Source organism: Ruegeria sp. CDSC002 (assembly GCF_059610905.1).
Map to the genome: position 1 here is coordinate 317184 of NZ_JBXWOM010000002.1, position 21565 is coordinate 338748.

General features: G+C 57.7%; 20 protein-coding genes. 4 read left to right on the forward strand and 16 right to left on the reverse strand.

Annotation, left to right across the window (positions count from 1 at the left end; all coding sequences use genetic code 11):
* Positions 1-102: 102 nt before the first annotated feature.
* The 8 genes from AC2FJE_RS05600 to AC2FJE_RS05635 all read right to left on the reverse strand — a co-directional run bounded on the left by AC2FJE_RS05600 (position 103) and on the right by AC2FJE_RS05635 (position 8803).
* Entirely contained in the window at positions 103-1320 is a 1218-nt protein-coding gene (locus tag AC2FJE_RS05600; RefSeq protein ID WP_496755479.1) for a phenylacetate--CoA ligase family protein, read from the reverse strand.
* A gap of 19 nt (positions 1321-1339) precedes the next feature.
* Positions 1340-2173, reverse strand: a complete 834-nt coding sequence (locus AC2FJE_RS05605; RefSeq protein ID WP_058275083.1) for an ABC transporter ATP-binding protein — start codon at positions 2171-2173, stop codon at positions 1340-1342.
* A gap of 75 nt (positions 2174-2248) precedes the next feature.
* A complete protein-coding gene (locus tag AC2FJE_RS05610) occupies positions 2249-3529 on the reverse strand; it encodes an ABC transporter substrate-binding protein (protein ID WP_058275084.1) in 1281 nt (426 codons plus the stop codon).
* A gap of 75 nt (positions 3530-3604) precedes the next feature.
* Complete coding sequence (locus tag AC2FJE_RS05615; RefSeq protein ID WP_058275085.1) at positions 3605-4681, reverse strand: branched-chain amino acid ABC transporter permease; 1077 nt, start codon at positions 4679-4681, stop codon at positions 3605-3607.
* Between the two features lie 3 nt (positions 4682-4684).
* Positions 4685-4942 (reverse strand): hypothetical protein, encoded by a 258-nt coding sequence (locus AC2FJE_RS05620; protein WP_058279215.1) that lies wholly within the window; start codon positions 4940-4942, stop codon positions 4685-4687.
* A gap of 4 nt (positions 4943-4946) precedes the next feature.
* A complete protein-coding gene (locus AC2FJE_RS05625) occupies positions 4947-5933 on the reverse strand; it encodes a branched-chain amino acid ABC transporter permease (protein WP_058279216.1) in 987 nt (328 codons plus the stop codon).
* 29 nt (positions 5934-5962) lie between these two features.
* Positions 5963-6781 carry an ABC transporter ATP-binding protein gene (locus AC2FJE_RS05630; protein WP_058275088.1) on the reverse strand — a complete coding sequence of 273 codons (819 nt, stop codon included), beginning with the start codon at positions 6779-6781 and terminating at the stop codon, positions 5963-5965.
* A gap of 78 nt (positions 6782-6859) precedes the next feature.
* The gene (locus AC2FJE_RS05635) at positions 6860-8803 is read right to left on the reverse strand and encodes an AMP-binding protein (RefSeq protein ID WP_496755535.1); all 1944 of its coding nucleotides are present in this window, start codon (positions 8801-8803) and stop codon (positions 6860-6862) included.
* A gap of 447 nt (positions 8804-9250) precedes the next feature.
* On the opposite strand from AC2FJE_RS05635, the gene AC2FJE_RS05640 reads away from it, so the two are divergent.
* Positions 9251-9646 (forward strand): hypothetical protein, encoded by a 396-nt coding sequence (locus AC2FJE_RS05640; protein ID WP_496755480.1) that lies wholly within the window; start codon positions 9251-9253, stop codon positions 9644-9646.
* Positions 9647-9718: 72 nt separating this feature from the next.
* Here AC2FJE_RS05640 and mutT read toward each other — a convergent pair whose 3' ends face one another.
* From mutT to AC2FJE_RS05655, 3 genes are read right to left on the reverse strand one after another with little or no spacing between them, the layout of a single operon-like run.
* Positions 9719-10117 carry an 8-oxo-dGTP diphosphatase MutT gene (gene mutT / locus AC2FJE_RS05645; RefSeq protein ID WP_058279219.1) on the reverse strand — a complete coding sequence of 133 codons (399 nt, stop codon included), beginning with the start codon at positions 10115-10117 and terminating at the stop codon, positions 9719-9721.
* A complete protein-coding gene (gene argJ / locus AC2FJE_RS05650) occupies positions 10114-11340 on the reverse strand; it encodes a bifunctional glutamate N-acetyltransferase/amino-acid acetyltransferase ArgJ (protein ID WP_282170625.1) in 1227 nt (408 codons plus the stop codon). The genes mutT and argJ overlap by 4 nt, the downstream gene beginning before the upstream one ends.
* Before the next feature lie 5 nt (positions 11341-11345).
* Positions 11346-12194 carry a peptidylprolyl isomerase gene (locus AC2FJE_RS05655; protein WP_109313769.1) on the reverse strand — a complete coding sequence of 283 codons (849 nt, stop codon included), beginning with the start codon at positions 12192-12194 and terminating at the stop codon, positions 11346-11348.
* Between the two features lie 176 nt (positions 12195-12370).
* On the opposite strand from AC2FJE_RS05655, the gene secA reads away from it, so the two are divergent.
* The 3 genes from secA to AC2FJE_RS05670 all read left to right on the forward strand — a co-directional run bounded on the left by secA (position 12371) and on the right by AC2FJE_RS05670 (position 17696).
* A complete protein-coding gene (gene secA, locus AC2FJE_RS05660) occupies positions 12371-15088 on the forward strand; it encodes a preprotein translocase subunit SecA (protein WP_496697513.1) in 2718 nt (905 codons plus the stop codon).
* Between the two features lie 100 nt (positions 15089-15188).
* On the forward strand, positions 15189-16115 hold the full coding sequence (locus tag AC2FJE_RS05665; RefSeq protein WP_108860566.1) for a hypothetical protein: 927 nt from the start codon (positions 15189-15191) through the stop codon (positions 16113-16115).
* A 24-nt stretch (positions 16116-16139) separates the two neighbouring features.
* Positions 16140-17696: a phosphate ABC transporter substrate-binding/OmpA family protein gene (locus tag AC2FJE_RS05670; RefSeq protein WP_496697515.1), complete on the forward strand. Its 1557-nt coding sequence runs from the start codon at positions 16140-16142 to the stop codon at positions 17694-17696.
* Positions 17697-17699: 3 nt separating this feature from the next.
* Here the strand turns inward: AC2FJE_RS05670 and radC are convergent, their stop codons facing one another.
* The 5 genes from radC to AC2FJE_RS05695 are packed head-to-tail and all read right to left on the reverse strand — an operon-like array spanning position 17700 to position 21553.
* Complete coding sequence (gene radC / locus AC2FJE_RS05675) at positions 17700-18455, reverse strand: RadC family protein (RefSeq protein WP_496697517.1); 756 nt, start codon at positions 18453-18455, stop codon at positions 17700-17702.
* A 35-nt stretch (positions 18456-18490) separates the two neighbouring features.
* The gene (locus AC2FJE_RS05680) at positions 18491-19225 is read right to left on the reverse strand and encodes an ABC transporter permease (protein WP_496760747.1); all 735 of its coding nucleotides are present in this window, start codon (positions 19223-19225) and stop codon (positions 18491-18493) included.
* Positions 19222-19950: an ABC transporter ATP-binding protein gene (locus AC2FJE_RS05685; RefSeq protein WP_496760748.1), complete on the reverse strand. Its 729-nt coding sequence runs from the start codon at positions 19948-19950 to the stop codon at positions 19222-19224. The genes AC2FJE_RS05680 and AC2FJE_RS05685 overlap by 4 nt, the downstream gene beginning before the upstream one ends.
* Positions 19947-20621: a thiaminase II gene (tenA, locus tag AC2FJE_RS05690; protein ID WP_496697523.1), complete on the reverse strand. Its 675-nt coding sequence runs from the start codon at positions 20619-20621 to the stop codon at positions 19947-19949. The genes AC2FJE_RS05685 and tenA overlap by 4 nt, the downstream gene beginning before the upstream one ends.
* A complete protein-coding gene (locus AC2FJE_RS05695; protein ID WP_108860560.1) occupies positions 20618-21553 on the reverse strand; it encodes an ABC transporter substrate-binding protein in 936 nt (311 codons plus the stop codon). Before AC2FJE_RS05695 ends, tenA begins: the two co-directional genes overlap by 4 nt.
* Positions 21554-21565 lie beyond the last annotated feature (12 nt).

Sequence of the window (21565 nt, forward strand, 5' to 3'; positions counted from 1 at the left end):
GCGTTGGCTATTGATCAGCCTTTAATCGACTAAAATGCTAAGAAACACCAGTGCGGGGGAAAACGAATCTGCGGCACATACTGCCGCAGATATGGATCGGGGTTATTCGTAAACGCGCTGATCCTCGATCACCAACCCGTCCTTCGGCAGTGATCCAGGGGTTACAACCTCGATTGCGCCTTTCAGTTTCAGCACTTCGACCACGGATTTGGCATAGGCCATATCGTCGCCTCCCGCGCTTTCGATCTGGACGGTCATCGTGTCCATCTCTCCCTGACGGGCGGCGATGACTCGGGCTTTGACGATTTCCTCGTGCTTATCGACCAATGCTGCCACCTGTTCAGGGCGCACAAACATACCCTTGATCTTGGTGGTCTGGTCCGCACGACCCATCCAGCCTTTAATACGCAGATTGGTCCGCCCACAGGGCGACACGCCCGGCATGATCGCGGACAGATCACCCGTGGCAAAGCGGATCAACGGGTAATCAGGGTTCAGAGAGGTCACGACAACCTCACCCACCTCACCTGGCTCTACCGGTGTTCCGGTGCCAGGGGTGACGACCTCGATAATGACATGTTCGTCGATGATCATCCCTTCCATCGCGGCGCTCTCGTAGGCGATGTTGCCCAGATCAGCCGTGGCATAGCATTGCAGGCAGGAAATACCTCGATCGGCATAGTCCTGGCGCAACGATGGGAACAGCGCGCCGCCGCCTACAACAGCCTTTGAGAAGTTCAGGGCCACGCCCATCTCAACTGCCTTGTCCAGAATGACCTTCAGATAATCTGGTGTGCCCGCATAAGACGTGCAGCCCACATCGCGTGCCGCGGTCACCTGCAATTCGGTCTGACCGGTGCCCGCTGGCAGCACAGCGGCCCCTACCGCGCGCGCGCCGCTTTCAAAAATCATACCCGCTGGCGTGAGGTGATAGCCGAAACAGTTTTGCACGATATCTCCGGGTCCGACGCCGGCGGCGTTCAGGAAACGCCCCATGCGCCACCAATCATGATCCGTGCTGCCGGGCTCATAGATCGGACCGGGAGACTGGAACACATGATGGAAATGCCGGGCTGGTTTGACGGTAAACCCGCCGAATGGCGGACGCGACGCCTGTGCTTGCGCCAGATCGGATTTTCGCAATACCGGCAGTTTCACCAGATCGTCGGCTGAAATCACCGCGCTGGTATCCGCATCCGCCAGATGCGCAGCGAAGCCCGGAGCGGACAGGGCGCGGTCAATCTGAGTACGCAGCGCCTGTGCCTGATCGGCGGAGCGTTCATCGGCTGATCGGGTTTCGAGAGCGTCGTAGTAGGTCATCGCCAGATCCTCCATTCGCTTACAACCACCTCTTGCGGCGGCGGTAAGAGCGCACATCACGGAAGCTTTTGCGGCCTTCGTCGGACATGCCCAGATAGAACTCTTTCACGTCCGGGTTTTCGCGCAAATCTGCTGCCGGACCGTCCATCACGACGCGCCCGGATTCCAGAATATAGCCGTAATGCGCAAACCTTAGAGCCACATTGGTGTTCTGTTCGGCCAGCAAGAATGACACACCTTCTTTCTCGTTCAGGTCCTTCACGATACCGAAAATCTCTTCGACCAACTGCGGCGCAAGTCCCATCGAGGGTTCGTCCAGCAGGATCGTTTCGGGTCGGGACATCAAAGCCCGACCCATTGCAACCATCTGTTGCTCACCACCCGAAGTGTAGCCTGCCTGCGACCGGCGGCGTTCCTTCAGGCGGGGAAAATACGTGTAGACCAATTCAAGGTCCTGCTGAATGGCGGCCTTGCCATCCTTGCGGGTATAGGCGCCCGTCAGCAGGTTTTCTTCAACCGTCAGGTGTTCAAAACAATGGCGGCCTTCCATCACCTGGATGACACCCTTTTCCACCAGATCGGCAGGATCGCTTTCATGCACGCTGGTCCCGCGATATTCGATCGTACCCTTGGTGACCTCACCGCGCTCAGAATGCAAAAGGTTCGACACCGCCTTGAGCGTCGTCGTCTTGCCCGCGCCGTTACCCCCCAGCAGGGCCGTGATACCGCCCTTGGGCACAGTCAGGCTGACGCCTTTCAGGACGAGGATCACGTGATTATAGATCACCTCGATATTGTTGACCTCAAGCAGGGTTTCCGACTTGGTGTCAGTGGTTTGTGCCGCATCCAGCATCTGCGCGTGTCCTTAAGCGAGTGTGGGGTTCGGGACGGCGGTCTGCCGCCGCCCCGGTTTGTTCAAAGCGCTGTATCAGCAACGCCCTTCAATGTTGTTTTCTGCTGCATAGGCCGCAGAATCTTCATCGATCAGCGCGCCGATCACTTCACCATCGGTCTGCTTGAAGTCCGAGATCAGCGTCCAGGTCTTGTTTGCTGCATCCCACTGCGTCACACCCACAAGGGCGTCACCGCCATGGTTTTCGCATGAGACCGAGAAGGTCGGACCAAAGTTCGCCAGGCCCAGTTCGGCCATCTTCTCTTCTGTCATCTCCAGTGCTTCCATACCGGCACGCATCTCAGACGGGGTGATTTCCGCATTGCCCGAGATTTCCTGGGCTTTCTTGATGGCTTCGGCAGCCAGAACAGCCGCATAGAGACCACGGTTATACAGAACCGTGCCAACCTGATCACCCGCGCCTGCAGCCTTACCTGCATCGACAACGTGTTTCTGCAGATCGTCAAAGACCGGGAAGTCCGTGCCAACGTTGTGGAAAGTCAGCGCTTTGTACCCATTGGCAGCTTCGCCCGCTGGCAGCACGTCGTTTTCAGAACCGGACCACCAGATGCCGATGAAGTTTTCCATCGGGAACCGGATGTTGGCGGCCTCTTGCACGGCAACCTGGTTCATAACCCCCCAGCCCCACATCAGGACATAGTCGGGACGATCACGGCGGATTTGCAGCCACTGCGACTTCTGTTCCTGACCCGGGTGATCGACCGGCAGGGCGACCAGTTCGAAGCCGTGCTTTTTTGACAGCTCTTCCAGCGTACGGATCGGTTCCTTACCATAGGCCGAGTTGTGGTAGACCAGCGCGATTTTCTTGCCGCTCAGGTCACCACCGTTTTCCTCAAGCAGGTAATTGACCGCGCCCGAGGCCCCGTCCCAGTAGTTGGCTGGATAGTTGAAGGTATGGCTGAACACGTCGCCATTCTTGGCCGAGGTCCGGCCATAACCCATCGTGTGCAGCGGAATGTCGTCTGCAGTGACTTTTGGGATCAGCTGATAGGTGATGCCAGTCGACAGCGGTTGATACACCAAAGCACCTTCGCCCTTGGTGGCTTCATAGCATTCCACACCTTTTTCGGTGTTGTAGCCGGTTTCGCATTCGACCATCCGGATCGGAACACCGCCGATGCCGCCATCGCGCTCGTTCAGCAGGGTGAAATAGTCGTTATAGCCATCCGAGAATGGAATGCCGCCAGCGGCGTAAGGCCCGGTACGATAGCTCAGATCGGGGATCACAAGATCCGCCAGAGCGGGTCCTGCAGCCATCAGGGCGCTTAGCGCCGCGGTTGCCAGTTTCAATTTCATCGGGTGTCTCCTCCCTTGGTTAGTCCGATGTTGCATTCAGGCTTGTTCCGCCCGTTTTTTCATTGGGCCGACCCCTTAGTGCGGGAACGGCCATAGTCTGAGTTTCTCTTTCGCCACGCGCCACAGCTGTGCCAGCCCGTGCGGTTCCAGGATCAGGAACATGATGATCAGCGCGCCGACGATCACCAGCTGCAGATGTGCTACGATATCCGTGGGCCAGCCCAGAACGTCGACGCCCACCACTTTCAGGACCACCGGCAGCAGAACAAGGAAAGCGGCACCGGCGAACGATCCGAAAATAGACCCTAACCCTCCGATAATAATCATGAACAGGACCAGGAACGATTTCTGGATGCCAAAGACTTCGCCGACCTCGACCGCGCCAAGATAGACTGCAAAGAACAGCGCGCCCGCGATGCCGATGAAGAACGAGCTGACGGCAAAGGCGCTCATCTTGGCCTTTAGCGGGTTCACCCCGATGATCTCGGCTGCGATGTCCATATCGCGGATCGCCATCCATGTCCGGCCCGTGGTGCCGCGCGTCAGATTGCGTGCGATCAGGGCGCTGACGGCCAGGAAGATCAGGCAGAACAGATAGGTGGCCCAGGCAGGGGCATTCGGACCGGTGATGATGATGCCAAACACATCCCGTTCCGGCGCATTGATCTGACCCGAGGCCGAATAGTTGTAAAACCACGGCACCCGGTTAAAGAGCCACACAAGGAAGAACTGCGCCGCTAGCGTGGCCACCGCCAGATAAAACCCCTTGATCCGCAGGCTTGGCAGGCCGAACAGCACACCAACAATGGCCGTTATGCCGCCAGCCAGAATGACATGGATGAACATGCTGACATCAGGGAATGAGGTCATCAGCTTGTAGCAGGCATAAGCGCCCACAGCCATGAAACCACCGGTACCCAAGGATACCTGCCCGCAATAGCCCACAAGGATGTTCAACCCGATTGCCGCAATGGCATAAATCAAAAAGGGCAATAACAGCGCGTTGGCCCAGTAGTCATTGATGACGAACGGGATGATCCCAAACGCCACCGCCAGCACTACATAATACCGATACCGGTCGAACTTGATCGGAAAGGTCTGGCTGTCATCTGTGTAGGAGGTTTTGAAATCCCCGGCCTCACGATAAAACATGTCTTACTTTCCCCATTCTTCCTGCGCCCGGTTGCGGGCCTCGGCGTTCAGCTGCTTGGAGCCTTTTGCATATCCGCTCGCCTCTGAGGCGCGCACAAGTTTCATGTAGGCCAGGATGCCCATGGCGAGCCCGGCAAAAGCCAGAATTGCTGCAATCACCAACTGGCCTTCGGTCAAATCGTCCGAAGTGAGCGCGATGTAGCCAAAAGCCCAGAACCCGGCCCATGCGATCACGTTGATGATGGCGATCAACTTGGTCATGCCGCTAGACCCTCTCGATGATCTTCTCACCGAACAGACCTTGCGGCCGGAACACGAGGAAGATCAGCGCCAGAACATAAGCAAACCAGTTTTCGGTTGCACCGCCCACCAACGGGCCAATGGCGAACTCGAATAGTTTCTCACCGACACCGATGATCAAACCACCCACGATGGCACCAGGGATCGAGGTGAATCCACCCAGCATAAGCACCGGCAGCGCCTTGAGCGCGATCAGTGACAGTGAGAACTGCACGCCCGATTTGGTGCCCCACATGATGCCTGCAACCAGTGCGACAAAACCTGCAACCGACCACACCATGATCCAGATGAAGTTCAGCGAGATGCCGACCGACAGAGCCGCCTGGTGGTCATCCGCCACGGCGCGCATCGCTCGGCCCTGCTTGGTGTACTGGCTGAACGCGACCAGTGCGGTCACCAGCAGCGCGGCTATCACCGTCGCTACAAGGTCCAGATTGTCGATAAAGAAGCCGTAGCCAAAAATGTTGAACGTGGTCTCATCGATCCACAAGTTGATACCCTGCGGCAGGCCGACATCCAATGTCTTGATCTCGGATCCCCACATCAGGTCAGCCACGCCCTCAAGGAAATAGGCCAGGCCGATGGTCGCCATGAACAGGATGATTGGCTCTTGCCCGACCAGATGCCGCATCACAAAGCGCTGCACCGCCCAGGCCAGCAGAACCATGACACCCATCGTCAGGATAATCGCCACAAACGCAGGTACATTCCATCCGAACTTGTGGATATGCGTCCCGAAAGTCGCGTTGATGAGATGGGCAAACGGGACCTGCCCGTTCATGATCCCGACCAGCGTCATGGCGGCAAACAGGGCCATAACCCCTTGAGCATAATTGAAAATTCCGGACGCCTTGTAGATCAACACAAAGCCCAGCGCGACCAGAGCGTACAGCACACCGGCCATAAGACCGTTGAGGAAAACCTCCATCGCGAAAATCAGCTGATCAGGCATGTGCGCCCCCTCTCATGTCTGTCAGTTGCTCAGTCATGGCTCACCCCCAGATAGGCGTCGATGACTTCCTGATTGCTGCGCACCTCGTCCGGGGTACCGTCGCCGATCTTTTTGCCATAATCCATCACGACCACACGGTCGCTCAGGTCCATCACCACGCCCATGTCATGCTCGATCAGCGCGATGGTGGTGCCAAACTCGTCATTCACGTCGAGGATAAAGCGGCTCATGTCCTCTTTCTCTTCAACGTTCATGCCGGCCATTGGTTCGTCCAGCAGCAACAGCTTAGGCTCGGCCGCCAAAGCGCGGGCTAACTCGACCCGCTTTTTCAACCCGTAAGGCAGGCGGGAAACCGGCGTCTTGCGGATGTGCTGAATTTCGAGAAAGTCGATGATTTTTTCGACCGCTTCGCGGTTTTCAACCTCTTCCGCCTCAGCCTTGCCCTTCCACATGGCCTGCTGAAAGAGGTTGGTTTTCATATAGTTCAGCCGCCCGGTCATGACGTTGTCCAGCACGCTCATGCCTTCGAAAAGGGCAATGTTCTGGAACGTCCTAGCAATACCTTGCCGCGCAACTTCATAAGGGCGCATCTGCGGACGCTTGGCCCCATGGAACCAGACCTCGCCCTCCTGCGGGATATAGAACCCGGATATCACGTTCAGCATCGAGGATTTACCGGCACCGTTCGGACCGATGATCGCGCGGATCTCGCCCTCACGGATATCGAACGAGATATCCTTGATCGCCACCACGCCGCCAAAGCGCAGGGTGATGTTCTTCATCTCCATCACCACGCCGCCGATTTTGCGGCCGTCTTCGGTGACATATCCTTCGGAGTTATCCAGCATCAGTCACTCCCTGACTTGCGGAAAAACGGGACGGTGGGCGGGGCGATGACCGCAGGTCGAGCGGCGCATGACCGGCCCTCATTCCGCCGCCACCTTGTGCTGAGCAACCGGCACGACCGGTGCATCGATAATCTCAAGCGTTGCGCTGATCGAACCTTTTCGGCCGTCCTCATACGTCACTTCGGTCGTGGTCGAGACCTGCTTGGACCCGTCATAAAGCGCATCGATAATGTCACTGAACTTGTCCTCAACAAACCCACGGCGCACCTTCCGCGTACGGGTCATCTCACCGTCATCCGCATCCAGTTCTTTGTGCAGAACCACAAAGCGATGCACCTGACAGCCCGACAACATCTCATCAGCGGCCACAGACTTGTTCACCTCTTCAACATGGCTACGAATCGTCTCTAATACACGGGGATTCGCTGTCAGCTCCTGATAGGATGCATAGGCCACGTTGTTGCGCTCAGCCCAGTTCCCAACAGCCGTCAGGTCGATATTGATAAACGCGACGCAGCGGTCCTTGCCATTTCCGAACAGGACAACCTCAAGGATATCGGGATAGAATTTCAGCTTGTTCTCGACGTATTTCGGCGCAAACATCGACCCGTCGGCCATCTTGCCCACGTCCTTGGCGCGGTCGATAATCCGCAGATGGCCCGAGCTTTCCTCGATGAACCCGGCATCCCCGGTTGCAACCCAACCCTCGGCATCTTTGGTCGAGGCGGTTGAGTCCGGGTTGTTGTAATACTCAACGAACACACCGGGTGAGCGGTAGTGGATCTCACCCTTGTCGTCGATCTTCAGTTCGACATCCGGGGCAGGCACACCAACGGTGTCGGCGCGCACCTCTCCATCGGGCTGAACCGTGATAAATACGGTCGCTTCGGTCTGACCATAAAGCTGTTTAAGGTTGATGCCCAAAGAGCGGTAGAAATCAAATATCTCCGGCCCGATTGCTTCACCTGCAGTATAACCTACGCGGAAGCGGCCATAACCCAGCGTATCCTTGAGTGGCCCGTAAACCAGCAGATTGCCCAGCGCGTATTTCACACGGTCGCCAAAGCTCACCGGCTTGCCGTCCAGCAACAGGCCGCCCACTTTCTTGGCGTGCGCCATGAAGTAGTGAAACATGCGCTGCTTCAGTTTACCTGCGTCCTCCATCCGGATCATCACATTGGTCAGCTGAGTCTCAAAAACCCGCGGCGGAGCGAAGAAATAAGTCGGCCCGATTTCGCGCAGATCGGTCATCATCGTGTCGGCGCTTTCGGGGCAGTTTACGCAAAAGCCGCACCAATAGGCCTGACCGATGGAAAAGATGAAATCGCCTACCCAAGCCATCGGCAGGTAAGACAGGATGTCTTCGTTCCGGTTCAAATGATCGAACTCGGCGGAGTTCTTGGCGCTTTCGATCACGTTGCGGTTCGACAGCACCACGCCCTTGGGTTTACCCGTGGTGCCCGACGTATACAGCATGACGCAGGTGCCGTCGTATTCGATTTCGGCAATCCGACGATCCAGTTCCTCGTCAAACCGCGCGTGCCCGGCACTGCCCTCAGCCATCAGGTCGTCCAGCGCGTTCATCTGGCTGTGATCGTATTTCCGCATCCCCCGTTTGTCGGTGTAGAGGATGTGTTTGACCTGATGCAGGTTCTCCTGAATCTCGATGACCTTGTCGACCTGCTCCTGATCACCACAGACGACGTATTTTGCGCCGCAATGATCCAGCACATAGGCCATCTCTTCTGCGACTGCGTCCTGATAAAGCGGCACCGGCACGGCACCCACCATCTGAGCCGCAACCATCGACCAGTAGTGCGCCGGACGATTGCGCCCGATCACTGCGATGTGGTCGCCTTTTTCAACGCCAAGTTCCAGAAAGCCCAGGGCAATCGCACGGATTTCCCTGGCCGTTTCGGCCCAGGTCCAGCATTGCCAGATTCCGAATTCCTTTTCCCGGTAGGCCGGGGCGTCCCCGAACTGGGTCGCATTGCGGTGTAGCAGCGCGGGAAGAGAGTGCATCCCTTCAGCGCCCGACTGCGTCTGAGCCAATCTCTTTCTCCTCCCCATCCGACCCCTCCTCCGGGCCGGAAACGGCGGACCAGGGATCAACCCCGGACGCCAACGCCCCGATAAGGGACGCGGGAAAGATCAGCGTCAACTTTTTCCTGATGTTTTCTCAATTCTTACGAATTGTAACAGGGGTGGAGAGGTAGTCTTCCGGTTTGTACAAGTTGCACAAACTGCAAAGTTAGGTGCTTCAAAAAGCTAGCTTGAGTTTGCGCTCCACTTATTCGCCAAAAGGCTGCTGAGTTTGAGAATATGGCCATGGGTATGCGGCGTGCATGAAGGGCATCTTCAAGCCCAAATGGACAGTTTCAAAACAAACACATACGTTGATCTAGTAAGCTGTGTTGCAATGCGTGGACAAATGCCAGTTCAACTTTTCAAACTGTGTCAGTTACATTTATGCTTTTTTTAGCAGGACTTGCTTGTTCTCCGGCAATTGGGGAGCAAAGCAATCAATCCGAAATCGTAATAAGCTGCACTCTCAAGAGTACAGAAGGGAAAAAAGTAAAGGTCATTCTCACAGAAAAAGAAGGAGAACTAAATTTAAACGTTAATGACTTGGATTTAATCGGCGTAGTTCCACTTCGAGGCAACAGTCATTCACCGACCATTGCTGTTGCCAGCAACATGGACGATAGAGGTGTGTATACCCTGGCAATCCATAGAGCCTTTTTTCGGCCTTTTCCTCTCGGATTTGACCCGAACAATCCCCCGGCCACGCTGACTGTGCAACAAGCTGATTACGACGTTGTCCCGACAATCTTAGTGTTCCAAGGAAATTGCAATTTCGACTAAATCTGAGGCATCTGCTTTGTCTGAGTACACTATATCCGGACTTATCAACTCGAATGCATTTGTCGTTTTCTGCTATAACCAATCCCGCAAAATCGGGATCAGTGGCACATCCGCCGCAGGCATCGGATAGTTCCGCAACTCATTCGCGCGCGCCCATTTAAGCGCCTGCCCTTCCTTAGACTGCGGGATACCCTCCCACTTGCGGCAGGCAAACAGCGGCATCAACAGATGGAAATCGTCATAGCTGTGGCTGGCAAAGGTCAGCGGGGCGAGGCATGAGGCCCAGGTGTCTATACCCAGTTCCTCATGCAATTCGCGGATCAGGGCGGCCTCGGGGGTTTCGCCGGGTTCGATCTTGCCACCGGGGAATTCCCAGAGACCGGCCATAGATTTGCCCTCGGGTCGTTGGGCCAGAAGCACCCGGCCCTCAATGTCGATCAGGGCGACAGCGGACACCAGTAAGGTCTTCACGAGCGATAATCCGCGTTGATCTCGATATAGCCGTGGGTCAGATCGCAGGTCCAAACGGTGGATTTGCCTTCGCCCAACCCAAGATCGACCGCAATCACAAGGTCTTGACCTTTCATATAGGCGGCAGCGTCATCCTCACGGTAATCCGGGCTGACCCAGCCCTTTTCGGCAACCAGAATATCCCCGAAGGAAATACTCAGCAGGTCGCGGTCAGCGGCGGCACCGGATTTGCCGATGGCCATAACGATCCTGCCCCAGTTCGGGTCTTCACCAGCAATAGCCGTTTTAACCAGCGGTGAGTTGGCAATCGCCAGCCCATGCACCTTGGCGTCCGTATCCGACGCGGCACCGGTTACACGAATTTCCACAAATTTCGTAGCACCTTCACCGTCGCGCACCACCTGTTGCGCCAGATCCAGCATCACGCTTTCCAGCGCCTCGACAAACGCCGGGTTGCCGGTGGCATCTACGCCCGAAGCTCCAGTTGCACAGAGCAACAGGCTGTCCGAGGTCGAGGTGTCGCTGTCCACGGTAATACAGTTGAATGTCCGGTCGGTTCGGGCGCTCAGCATCGCCTGCAGGGCGGACTGTTCGACCTGTGCATCGGTAAAGATGTAGACAAGCATCGTCGCCATATCCGGCGCGATCATGCCTGACCCCTTGGCAATCCCTGCGATAGAGACTGTTCTTCCGTCAATCTCGACCTTTACGCTGGACCCTTTTGGAAAGGTATCCGTGGTCATGATCGCCCGCGCTGCGTCCTCGATCGCGTGTCGGCTGAGGCCCGCCTTCAACGCCTCAAGCTGTGCCACGATGCGGTCGTGGGGCAGCGGCTCACCAATCACGCCGGTGGAAGAGGTGAAGACGCGTTCCACTGCAACGCCGGTCGCTTTGGACACTGCTTGCGTGACCTCAGCCACCGAGGTTTGACCATAATGACCTGTAAAGGCATTGGCATTGCCCGAATTCACCAAAATCGCCGCTGGCCCATCGCTGGACCCGCCGATCTTGTCCTGACAGTCCAGCACGGGGGCAGCGCGGGTGGCCGATCGAGTGAACACCCCGGCCACAGATGTGCCTGGATCCAGAACCGCCAACATTACGTCGGTGCGGCCCTGATAACGCACGCCAGCCTCGACGGTGGCAAAACGCACACCGTCAATGGCAGGCAGATCGGGAAAACCCGCTGGCGCGAGCGGCGAAACCTTGGTGATCGCGGCCACTGGGGTTACTCCTGAATCAGATCGATCTGACGGATGACCTCGGGGCCAACACCGTCCAAAGCGGGACGTTCGATCTGCGACTGCTGCGTCAGCTCGTCAATCTTGGCTTGAATCGCGTCCTGCTGAAGAGACTGGGCCAGCTGTTCACGGACGGCATCAAGCCCCGGCGCTTCGGATTTTCGCGTGTCGTTGAGAATGATCAGGTGCCAGCCGAACTGTGTTTGCACCGGATCCGAGATCTGACCCTTTTCCAACGAAACAACGGCGTTTTCGAATTCCGGAACCATCTGGCCCTTGCCAAACCATCCCAATGACCCGCCATTCGGACCCGATGGGCCGGTCGACTTTTCCTTGGCCGTCTCGGCAAAATCGCCGCCGTCATCCAGCAGGGTTTTGATTTCCTTGGCTTCTTCTTCGGTAGCTACAAGAATATGGCTGGCGTCGAACTCATCTTCGCCTTCGAAGTTGCCGAATTCCGCGTCATAGGCTGCCTGAATTGACTCTTCGGTCACGACATCGCCCAGCAACGCATTTACTGTCTGTACCGCCCGCATGGACCGGCCTTCGTTTTCCAGTCCCAACTGGTTCAGCCGGTTCAGATCGTCCTGCTGCTGCGCCAGCAATTGCTGCTGGATCAATTGCTCGATGACGAATTCATACAGAACGTCATCTTCGACCTCGGAGTAATTCGGCGGCAGCGCCGCGACAGATGCGATAACGTGACCCAGTGTGATTTCATCCCCGTTCACATTGGCGACAACCGTATCCGCGTCCGGCTTGGTTTCGGCAGCAACCGGCATCGCCATCACGGCAGCCAGAGCCAGCGATGGCAGAAAAGTGAGGCCTTTGGGCATGGAATCATCCTATTTCTTTGCCGCGACGGGGCGTGGCGTTGACACTCTGGGACCTGCCGCTTACATCGCTTTGAAGCCTTGGACAGGGCCGCCTTTCATCCCCCGTATCTATGGGTTGCAAGCAAGGTGGGCAAGCCTGTCGCAACCAAGACAAGAACAGATCCGCTGGAGTGAACATGCTGGGACTCGGAACGCTCGCCAAAAAGGTGTTCGGAACACCGAACGACCGCAAGATCAAGGCGACCCGCCCGCTGGTCGAAAAGATCAATGCGCTGGAACCTGAGTTCGAAAAACTGTCCGATGAGGGCCTGATCGAAAAGACCGCCGAACTGCGTAAACGCGCACTTGATGGTGAGGCGCTGGACGACCTGCTGCCCGAAGCCTTTGCCAACGTTCGCGAAGGTGCCAGACGCGCGCTGGGTTTGCGCGCCTTTGACGTACAGCTGATGGGCGGCGCGTTCCTGCATCAGGGCAATATCTCGGAGATGAAAACGGGTGAGGGCAAGACGTTGGTTGCCACTTTCCCCGCCTATCTGAACGCACTGACCGGCAAGGGCGTGCACGTGGTCACGGTAAACGAGTACCTGGCCAAGCGTGACGCCGAATGGATGGGCAAGGTGTTTGGTGCCCTTGGCATGACCACCGGTGTGATTTGGTCTGGTCAGCCGGACGCCGAGAAAAAAGCCGCCTACGCCTGTGACGTCACCTATGCCACCAACAACGAGTTGGGCTTTGATTATCTGCGCGATAATATGAAAGCGGAACTGGATCAGATTTACCAAAAGTACCACAATTTCGCGATTGTGGACGAGGTCGACTCGATCCTGATCGACGAGGCGCGGACGCCGCTGATCATCTCGGGCCCTTCCGAGGACCGCTCGGACCTGTATACCGCCATCGACGCCCTGATCCCGTCGCTGCAGGATGACCATTTCTCGTTGGACGAAAAGTCCCGGAACGTGACCTTTACGGATGAGGGAAACGAATTCCTGGAACAACAGCTGAACGCCAACGGTCTGATCCCGGAAGGCCATACTTTGTATGATCCGGAAAGCACCACAGTCGTTCACCACGTCAACCAGGGTCTGCGCGCACACAAGCTGTTTACACGTGACAAAGACTATATCGTCCGTGACGGCAACGTCATTCTGATCGACGAATTCACTGGCCGGATGATGCCAGGTCGCCGCCTGTCCGAAGGCCTGCATCAAGCCATCGAAGCCAAGGAAGGCGTGCAGATTCAGCCTGAAAACGTGACACTGGCCAGTGTGACCTTCCAGAACTACTTCCGCCTGTATGACAAGCTGGGCGGCATGACCGGCACCGCGCTGACCGAGGCCGAAGAATTCGCCGAAATCTACGGTCTGGGCGTGGTCGAGGTTCCGACCAACAGGCCGATTGCCCGTCTTGACGAAGACGATCAGGTTTATCGCACTGCCGATGAGAAATACGGCGCGATGATCAATGAGACCAAAGAAGCGCAGGAAAAGGGCCAGCCGGTTCTTTTGGGCACAACCTCGATCGAGAAATCCGAACTGCTAAGCCAGCTGCTGCAAAAGGAAGGCATCGAACATAACGTTCTGAACGCCCGCCAGCACGAGCAAGAGGCACAGATCGTGGCCGATGCCGGCCGGTATGGTGCGGTGACCATTGCCACCAACATGGCTGGCCGCGGCACCGACATTCAGCTGGGCGGCAATGTCGAGATGAATGTGCTGCAGGCGCTGGCCGAAAACCCCGAGGCCGATCCTGCCGAGCTACGAGCCAAGGAAGAGGCCCGCCACGCCGAGGAAAAGGAAAAGGTTCTGGCGGCCGGTGGTCTTTACGTCATGGCATCCGAACGTCACGAAAGCCGTCGGATCGACAATCAGCTGCGCGGTCGTTCGGGCCGTCAGGGTGACCCGGGCCGTACCGTGTTCTACCTGAGTCTCGAAGACGACCTGATGCGCATCTTCGGATCAGAGCGGCTGGACAAGGTTCTGACCACGCTGGGCATGAAAGAAGGCGAGGCAATTGTTCATCCTTGGGTGAACAAGTCGCTGGAACGCGCACAGTCCAAGGTCGAAGGTCGCAACTTTGACATGCGCAAAAACGTTCTGAAATTCGACGACGTGATGAACGACCAGCGTAAAGTGGTGTTCAGCCAGCGGCGCGAGATCATGTCGACCGATGACTTGTCCGAGATCGTCTCGGACATGCGCGAACAGGTGATCGACGATCTGATCGACGAACACATGCCGCCAAAAACCTATGCCGATCAGTGGGACACAGACGGCCTGCACGAGGCGATCAAGGAAAAGCTGACCATCGATGCGCCCGTACAGGACTGGGCCGCCGAGGAAGGCGTCGATGATGAACAGGTGCGCGAGCGTCTGGTCAATGCTGCCGATGAGATGATGGCGCAAAAGGCGGTGGCCTTTGGTCCCGAAAATATGCGCAACATCGAAAAGCAGGTTCTGCTGCAGACGATCGACAGTAAATGGCGCGAGCATCTGCTGACGCTGGAACATCTGCGCTCGGTCGTTGGATTCCGTGGTTACGCCCAGCGCGACCCGCTGAACGAATACAAGAACGAGAGCTTCCAGTTGTTTGAATCCATGCTCGACGGTCTACGCGAAACCGTGACTCAACAATTGTCGCGCGTCCGTCCGCTGACCGAAGAGGAACAGCGCGAAATGCTGGCCCAGATGCAGGCACAGCAAGCACAGGCACAACAGGCAGTGGATCAAGCCACGGACAAGGCCGAAGCACTGGCCGAAGCTCAGGCTTCAGGCGATGCACGCCCCGGCTTTGTCGAAGACGATTCCTCGACTTGGGGGAACCCGTCGCGCAACGATCTCTGCCCGTGTGGATCGGGCAAGAAATTCAAACATTGCCACGGCCGACTGACCTGACGTCACCTTGATCAAAACACATTGAGTCCGTTTCACGGCCACATATTGGCCGTGATTCAACTTCAGGATGCGACTCGCTCCTTCAACTGGGGAGGGTGTTTTGTTTGTAATAAAGAATTACGTGACCACTGGCGGCACCGTCGCTTGTGCCTTAGCCATTGGTTACCTGATGCAAAATGGATCGCCAGCGCAATCGGATGGCGCGCAGGCTCCTGTAACTGTGGCTGCCGCCAATCAGTCCTCGGTGATTGCCGGGCTGGAAGGAATTGTTCTGACCTCCTCGCTTCCGGCCGCTGATGCAACCACCGACATCAAGGCATCGCGGCGAGCCCTGCAACCCGCCCGATCGACCCCCTCTGATCAGAAAAGCTGCACTCTCAGTGCCCGCGCAAAATCCGTCCCCGGCGCTGCGGCGCGCCTGACCGTCAAAGCCCCCTGCCACGGCAATGAACGGATCGAAATCCATCACAGCGGACTAACAGTTACCCAACGAACGGACAAAAACGGCGCTTTGGATCTGACGATCCCGGCCCTGTCGGAATATGCGATCTTTCTGATCTCGGTAGATGATCAGACCGGGACCGTAGCCACCACTCACATCCCCGACCTGGCCAACTACAACCGCATCGCACTGCAATGGCAGGGTGAGACAGACCTGCAGATCCATGCGCTGGAATTTGGGGCCAGCTATGGAACCGCCGGACATGTATCGTCGAACCCTGACGCGAAAGGTGCGGGTAAGGTCGTGCATCTGGGCCAACAGGCGTTCGGCGACGCGCAGAATATCGAAATTTATTCCTTCCCTGCAGGCGAAACCAGCCAGACCGGTTCGATCGAACTGACGGTGGAGGCCGAAGTGACCGAGGCAAATTGCGGCCGGGATTTGGCCGTTCAATCACTCGAGCTGCGTGGCGATCGCCGCCTGCGGTCGCGCGATTTGACGCTGCCCATGCCGGATTGCACGCAGGCCGGTGATTTTCTGGTGTTGAATAATCTGCTCCAAGACCTGACAATCGCGGCAAATTAAACCGCAGGCAGGCTCGACTTTCTTATGACATTTTTTCGTGTGGCAGTGGCCACACTGATTTCGGTGACTCTGGCGTCATATGTGCACGCACAGGATATCACGCTGACCTCGCAAGACGGCAAGGTCGAGGTCACAGGCAACCTGCTGAGCTTTGATGGCGAGTTCTATCGCGTGGATACGCAGTTCGGTGAGCTGACAGTGGATGGGTCGGGTGTGACCTGCGAAGGACCCGCCTGCCCCAACCTTACGGATTTCGTGGCCGAGGTTCGGTTCTCTGGTTCCTCCGTCATGGCGGAAAAGGTACTGCCGGCCCTGATCGTTGGTTTCGCCCAGCAAGAGGGGATGTCGGCGACGCCGCAGCGTTTGGATTCGGGCGCATTCACCTACGAGCTTCACCAGACCGGGCGCGATGCTCCTTTGGGACGGTTCTATTTCGCCCCCAACAACACAGGTAGCGGCTTTGCGGATCTGATCGCCGATGAGACCGATATCGTCATGGCACTGCGTGAAATTCGCCCATCGGAACAGGAGGCTGCGCAGACCGCTGGTCTGGGTGATCTGGCAGATGCAAGGCGTTCCCGGGTCATCGCGCTGGACGCGCTGGTCCCAATTGTGGCCCGGGAAAACCCGGCGCGGCAAATTTCGCCCGCAGAACTGATGAGCGTGTTTTCCGGCGAGATCCAAAACTGGTCTGAATTAGGAGGACCCGATGCGCCCGTTTCCCTGCACTTACCAGACGCCGGTTCAGGTTTGGCGCAAGGGGTTGAGGATCGGTTGCTGGCCCCCGCTCAATCCACGCTGGCCGAGGGAATCGTCCGTCACACCCGTAGCAGCGATCTGGTTCGCGCTGTTGCTGATGACCCTTTTGCCATCGGTATCGCCAGCCATGCCGAGGTCGGGCCTGCCCGGGGCCTGCCTTTGACCGGCGGTTGCGGTCACGCGCTGACCGCCACGCGGCAATCCATCAAGACCGAAGACTATCCGCTGACATCGCCGATGTTCCTGTATCTGCCGGAAATCCGCCTGCCCCGCATCGCACGGCAATTCCTGGCCTATTCGCAAAGCGCCGAGGCACAGATGGCGATCCGCGATGCCGGATTTGTGGATCAAGAACCCGAAACCATGCGGATGGGGTTGCAAGGGGATCGTCTGGCCAACGCAGTGGTTTCAGGTGGTGCCGAGGTCGGGTTGGAAGAGTTACAGCGCATGATCGACACGCTGCGCCCACAATCGCGCCTGTCTCTGTCGTTCCGTTTCGAGGCCGGTTCCTCCAGACCCGACGCGCAGTCACGTTCCAACATCCGGCAGTTGGCCCACGCCCTCGAAACCGGGGCTATCGACGCCCGTAAGCTCACTTTTGTGGGCTTTAGCGACGGCGAAGGCGCGGCCACAGCCAATGCAAGGATCGCATTGCTGCGGGCAAAGACCGTGCGCAACGCAGTGCTGTCGGCGGTAGAAACAGCCATTCCGGAGAGTGTCGAGATCGCCGTGGACGCATTTGGCGAGGCAATGCCCATGGCCTGTGATGACACGGACTGGGGCCGCAAAGTCAATCGCAGGGTCGAGGTCTGGGTTCAGTAACCCTTACAAATAGCCCTCGGACCGAAAGCTCAACTCATTCGATTTTCCAATAATCAGATGGTCATGCAGCGTCAGGCCCAGCGCGACGCAGGCATCCTGAATTCGGTTGGTCATATCGATATCCGATTGCGACGGTGTCGGATCGCCCGATGGGTGATTGTGTACCAAGATTAGCGCCGAGGCATTCAGCTCCAGCGCGCGTTTGGCTACCTCACGCGGATAGACGGGGACGTGGTCGACAGTGCCTTTGGCCTGTTCTTCATCCGCGATAAGTACGTTCTTGCGGTCAAGGTAGAATACGCGGAACTGCTCAGTCTCGCGATGGGCCATCGTCGTATGGCAATAATCCAGCAATGCGTCCCAGCCTGATACGACGTGCCGTTGCATGACCCGCGCGCGGGTCATCCGATGTGCACACGCCTCAAGGATTTTCAGGTCAGTGATCACCGTATCGCCTACGCCTTTGATTTGCCGCAGCCGTTCTTCGGGTGCGGTCAGCACGCGGTTAAAGTCGCCAAACGTATCCATCAGCGCACGGGCCAGGGGTTTGACATCCTGCCGGGGGATCGAGCGGAACAGGGCAAGTTCCAACAATTCGTAATCCGGCATTGCCGCCGACCCACCAGATATGAACCGTTCGCGCAATCGTTTGCGGTGATCTTTGATATACGACGGCAAGCGACCAGACGGCAGCGGTTGCACCGGCGCTTCGTCGGTTTCAAACAGCATCGGGGCTTCGGCAAAGGCGTCCTGAGTCATGGGACCACCGTGCCGCAGAATCGGTTTCTGAATGGTTAACGCATCTCACCCGCAATGCCTTCAGTTGCCCGTCGGACAACCATGTGCAACAGGATCGAAAACACCCCCAGAGTCAGCATCGCCGCAAACATCAAACCGGTTTTGGCCCGCCCATTGGCTAGCAGCATTAGGTACCCCAATCCTTGCGACGACCCGACCCATTCGCCGATCACCGCTCCGATCGGGGCATAGACGGCCGCCAGCCGCATGCCCGAAGCCAATGAGGGCAAAGCTGCGGGGATACGAATGTGCCACAACACGGCGCGCCGGCTGGCCTGCATGGTCCGCGCCAGATCAAGATATCCGGGCGGCGTGCGCATCAACCCGTCGAAAAAGGAAGAGGTGATCGGGAAATAGATGATTAGCACTGCCATTGCGACCTTGGACCAAAGACCATAGCCCAGCCAAAGGGTCAGCAACGGAGCCAGAGCAAAGACCGGCAGCGCCTGCGTAAACACCAGCATTGGCTGCACCAGCACCCGCGCAGCGCGGGAATTCGCCAGTTGCAGCGCGGTAACGACCCCCAATACTGTCCCGCAGGCCAGGCCGATTATGACCTCAACGGCCGTGACCCATGTGTGTTCAGCAATGATCCAGCGGTTTTGCCACCAGGTCTCAGCCACCAAAGCAGGGCCGGGAAGAATGAATTTCGGAAGGCCGGTTGCCGAGACGATTGCCCGCCAGATTGCCAACGCGAACAGAGTGGCGGCAAGGCCCGACAGCAGTTTCATGCCGCCTCCTCCCGCAACAGCCGCAGTAGCGCGCCTTGCGTTTCCAGCGTTTCCAGATCGTCCACCTTGCGCGGGGCCGGTGCATGTGGGGGCTGGCAGGGCGTTATGCCGTTCTGCGTCATGACCACGATGGATTGACCCAACCGCGCAGCCTCGCCCGGATCATGGGTGACCAGCAGAACAGTTCGGCCCTGTAACGCTTCGGCCGCAAGGTCCTGCATATCCGCTCGGGTGCGGGCGTCGAGGGCCGAGAACGGCTCGTCCAGTAGAACGATGGGCCGATCTTCCATCAACGTGCGGGCCAAGGCCACGCGTTGACGTTGCCCACCAGAGAGTTCGCCGGGCTTCTTTGCCATATGATCCTGCAGGCGCATCCGTTCGATCAGCTGATCACAGCGGCGCAAATCTGGCTTTTCTCCACGCAACCGCGCACCCAGCAGGACGTTCTGCGCCACAGTCGCCCAAGGCAGCAGCAGATCGTCCTGCGCCATGTAGGCTACCCGCTCCCGCACAGATTGCCCGTCACTGGCGCGGATCTGTCCAGTGAACTCTGCGCCAGTGTCCAAGCCAGCAATCAGGCGCAGAATGGTGGTTTTGCCGACCCCCGATCCACCCAGCAGACACGTCCACCGCCCTGCTGCAAGCGTCAGGGTCAACGGCGCGAACAACAACGCGTCGCCAATCGCAGCCGAACCACGGACGGTCAGATCGGGGGCTGGGGTCATGGGGTCAGGCCCATTTGCCAGAAATTGACCTCTAACTCGGTCGCGGTACGGAAGGTGTGGCACAGACGAGTCCAACGCGGGGATGCTTCGAAATTCTCGCCAATACGCCTCGTTAGAGCCATATCCAACAATTCCCCAACCGCCACGCAGGCATCTTGGTAGTCATCGCTGGCATAGGTGGCGATCCAATCGCGATAGGTGTCAGACGTCGCCTCGGTCGCCAGTCTTGTGCCAATCTCACCATAGCCCATCACACAAGGTACCAAAGCCGCCAGCAGATCAAGTAGATCGCCGCTGTACCCAGCCTCTAGCACGAAACGCGTATATGCCAAGTTCCCGGCACGTTCCGGCGTGGCAAACAGCTGGTCCTGCGGGATGCCTTCGGCCTCGCAGATCCCGATATGCAGCTTCATCTCTTCGCTGATCAACCCGTTCACGGTGCGCGAGGCTGCCAGCATTTCCTCATGCGTTTCCGACTTCACAACCGCCAGCGCCCATGCGCGAGAGAAATGAATCAGGAACACATAGTCTTGCCGCAGATAGTGCAGAAACGCCGCGCGCGGCAGCGAGCCGTCCTTCATCCCTTCGACAAAAGCGTGGCAGGTGTAATCCTGCCACGGCCCCTGCGCCGCCTCACGCATCAGCGCGAATGCTTTGCCATAGTCGCTCATTGCACGGTCACATCTACTGAGATGTCGCTGACCGGATTGATGCTGTCGATCATACCGCTGTCTTTGAGGAAAGCCTCGAAACGGGCATAGCGACCTGCATCAAAGCCCGCCGGGCGCAGCGCGAAGCGGGGCAGTGTATCCACCCAAGCGCGCGCGTTCAGTTCATCCTGCAGTTCGGGTGAGGTGGCGGCAAAGATATCCCAGCTTTTTTCCGGGTTGTTAACGATGAACTGGGTCGCCTTTTCGGTCGCAGCCAGGAAACGGGCGACCTTGTCGGCATCCATCGTGTCGGGATTGGCGACATAGATCAGCTCATCATAAGACGGTACCCCTTCTTCCTCGATGTAGAAACAACGGCCCGCGACGCCTTCGATGTCCATCTGGTTCAGCTCAAAGTTCCGGAAGGCACCGATCACCGCATCCACCTGTCCCGTCATCAGCGAGGGCGACAGCGAGAAATTGACGTTGACCATCTCAATATCATCCAGCGCGACATCATGGGCGTTCAGCATGGCGCCCAGAACGGCCTCTTCAACGCCCGCGACCGAGAAGCCGATTTTTTTGCCCTTGAGGTCGGCGAGCGTTTTGATCGGACCGTCCTGTAGCACCAGCAGGCAGTTCAACGGCGTCGCGACCAAGGTGCCGACGCGCTTCAGCGGCAGGCCCTCATGGATTTGCAGGTGAAGTTGCGGCTGGTAGGACACCGCCAGATCAGCTTGCCCGGCGGCAACCAGACGCGGAGGGGCCGATGGATCCGCGGGTGGCACAATCTCAATTTCCAGCCCCTCGTCGGCAAAGTATCCGTTCTCTTGCGCCACGATGATGGGCCCGTGGTCGGGGTTAACGAACCAGTCCAGAAGAACGGTCATCTTGTCTTCGGCCCAGGCCGGCGCGGCGGCCAGCAGGGCAATTGCTGTCATCAGCTTTTTCATATCTCGCGTATC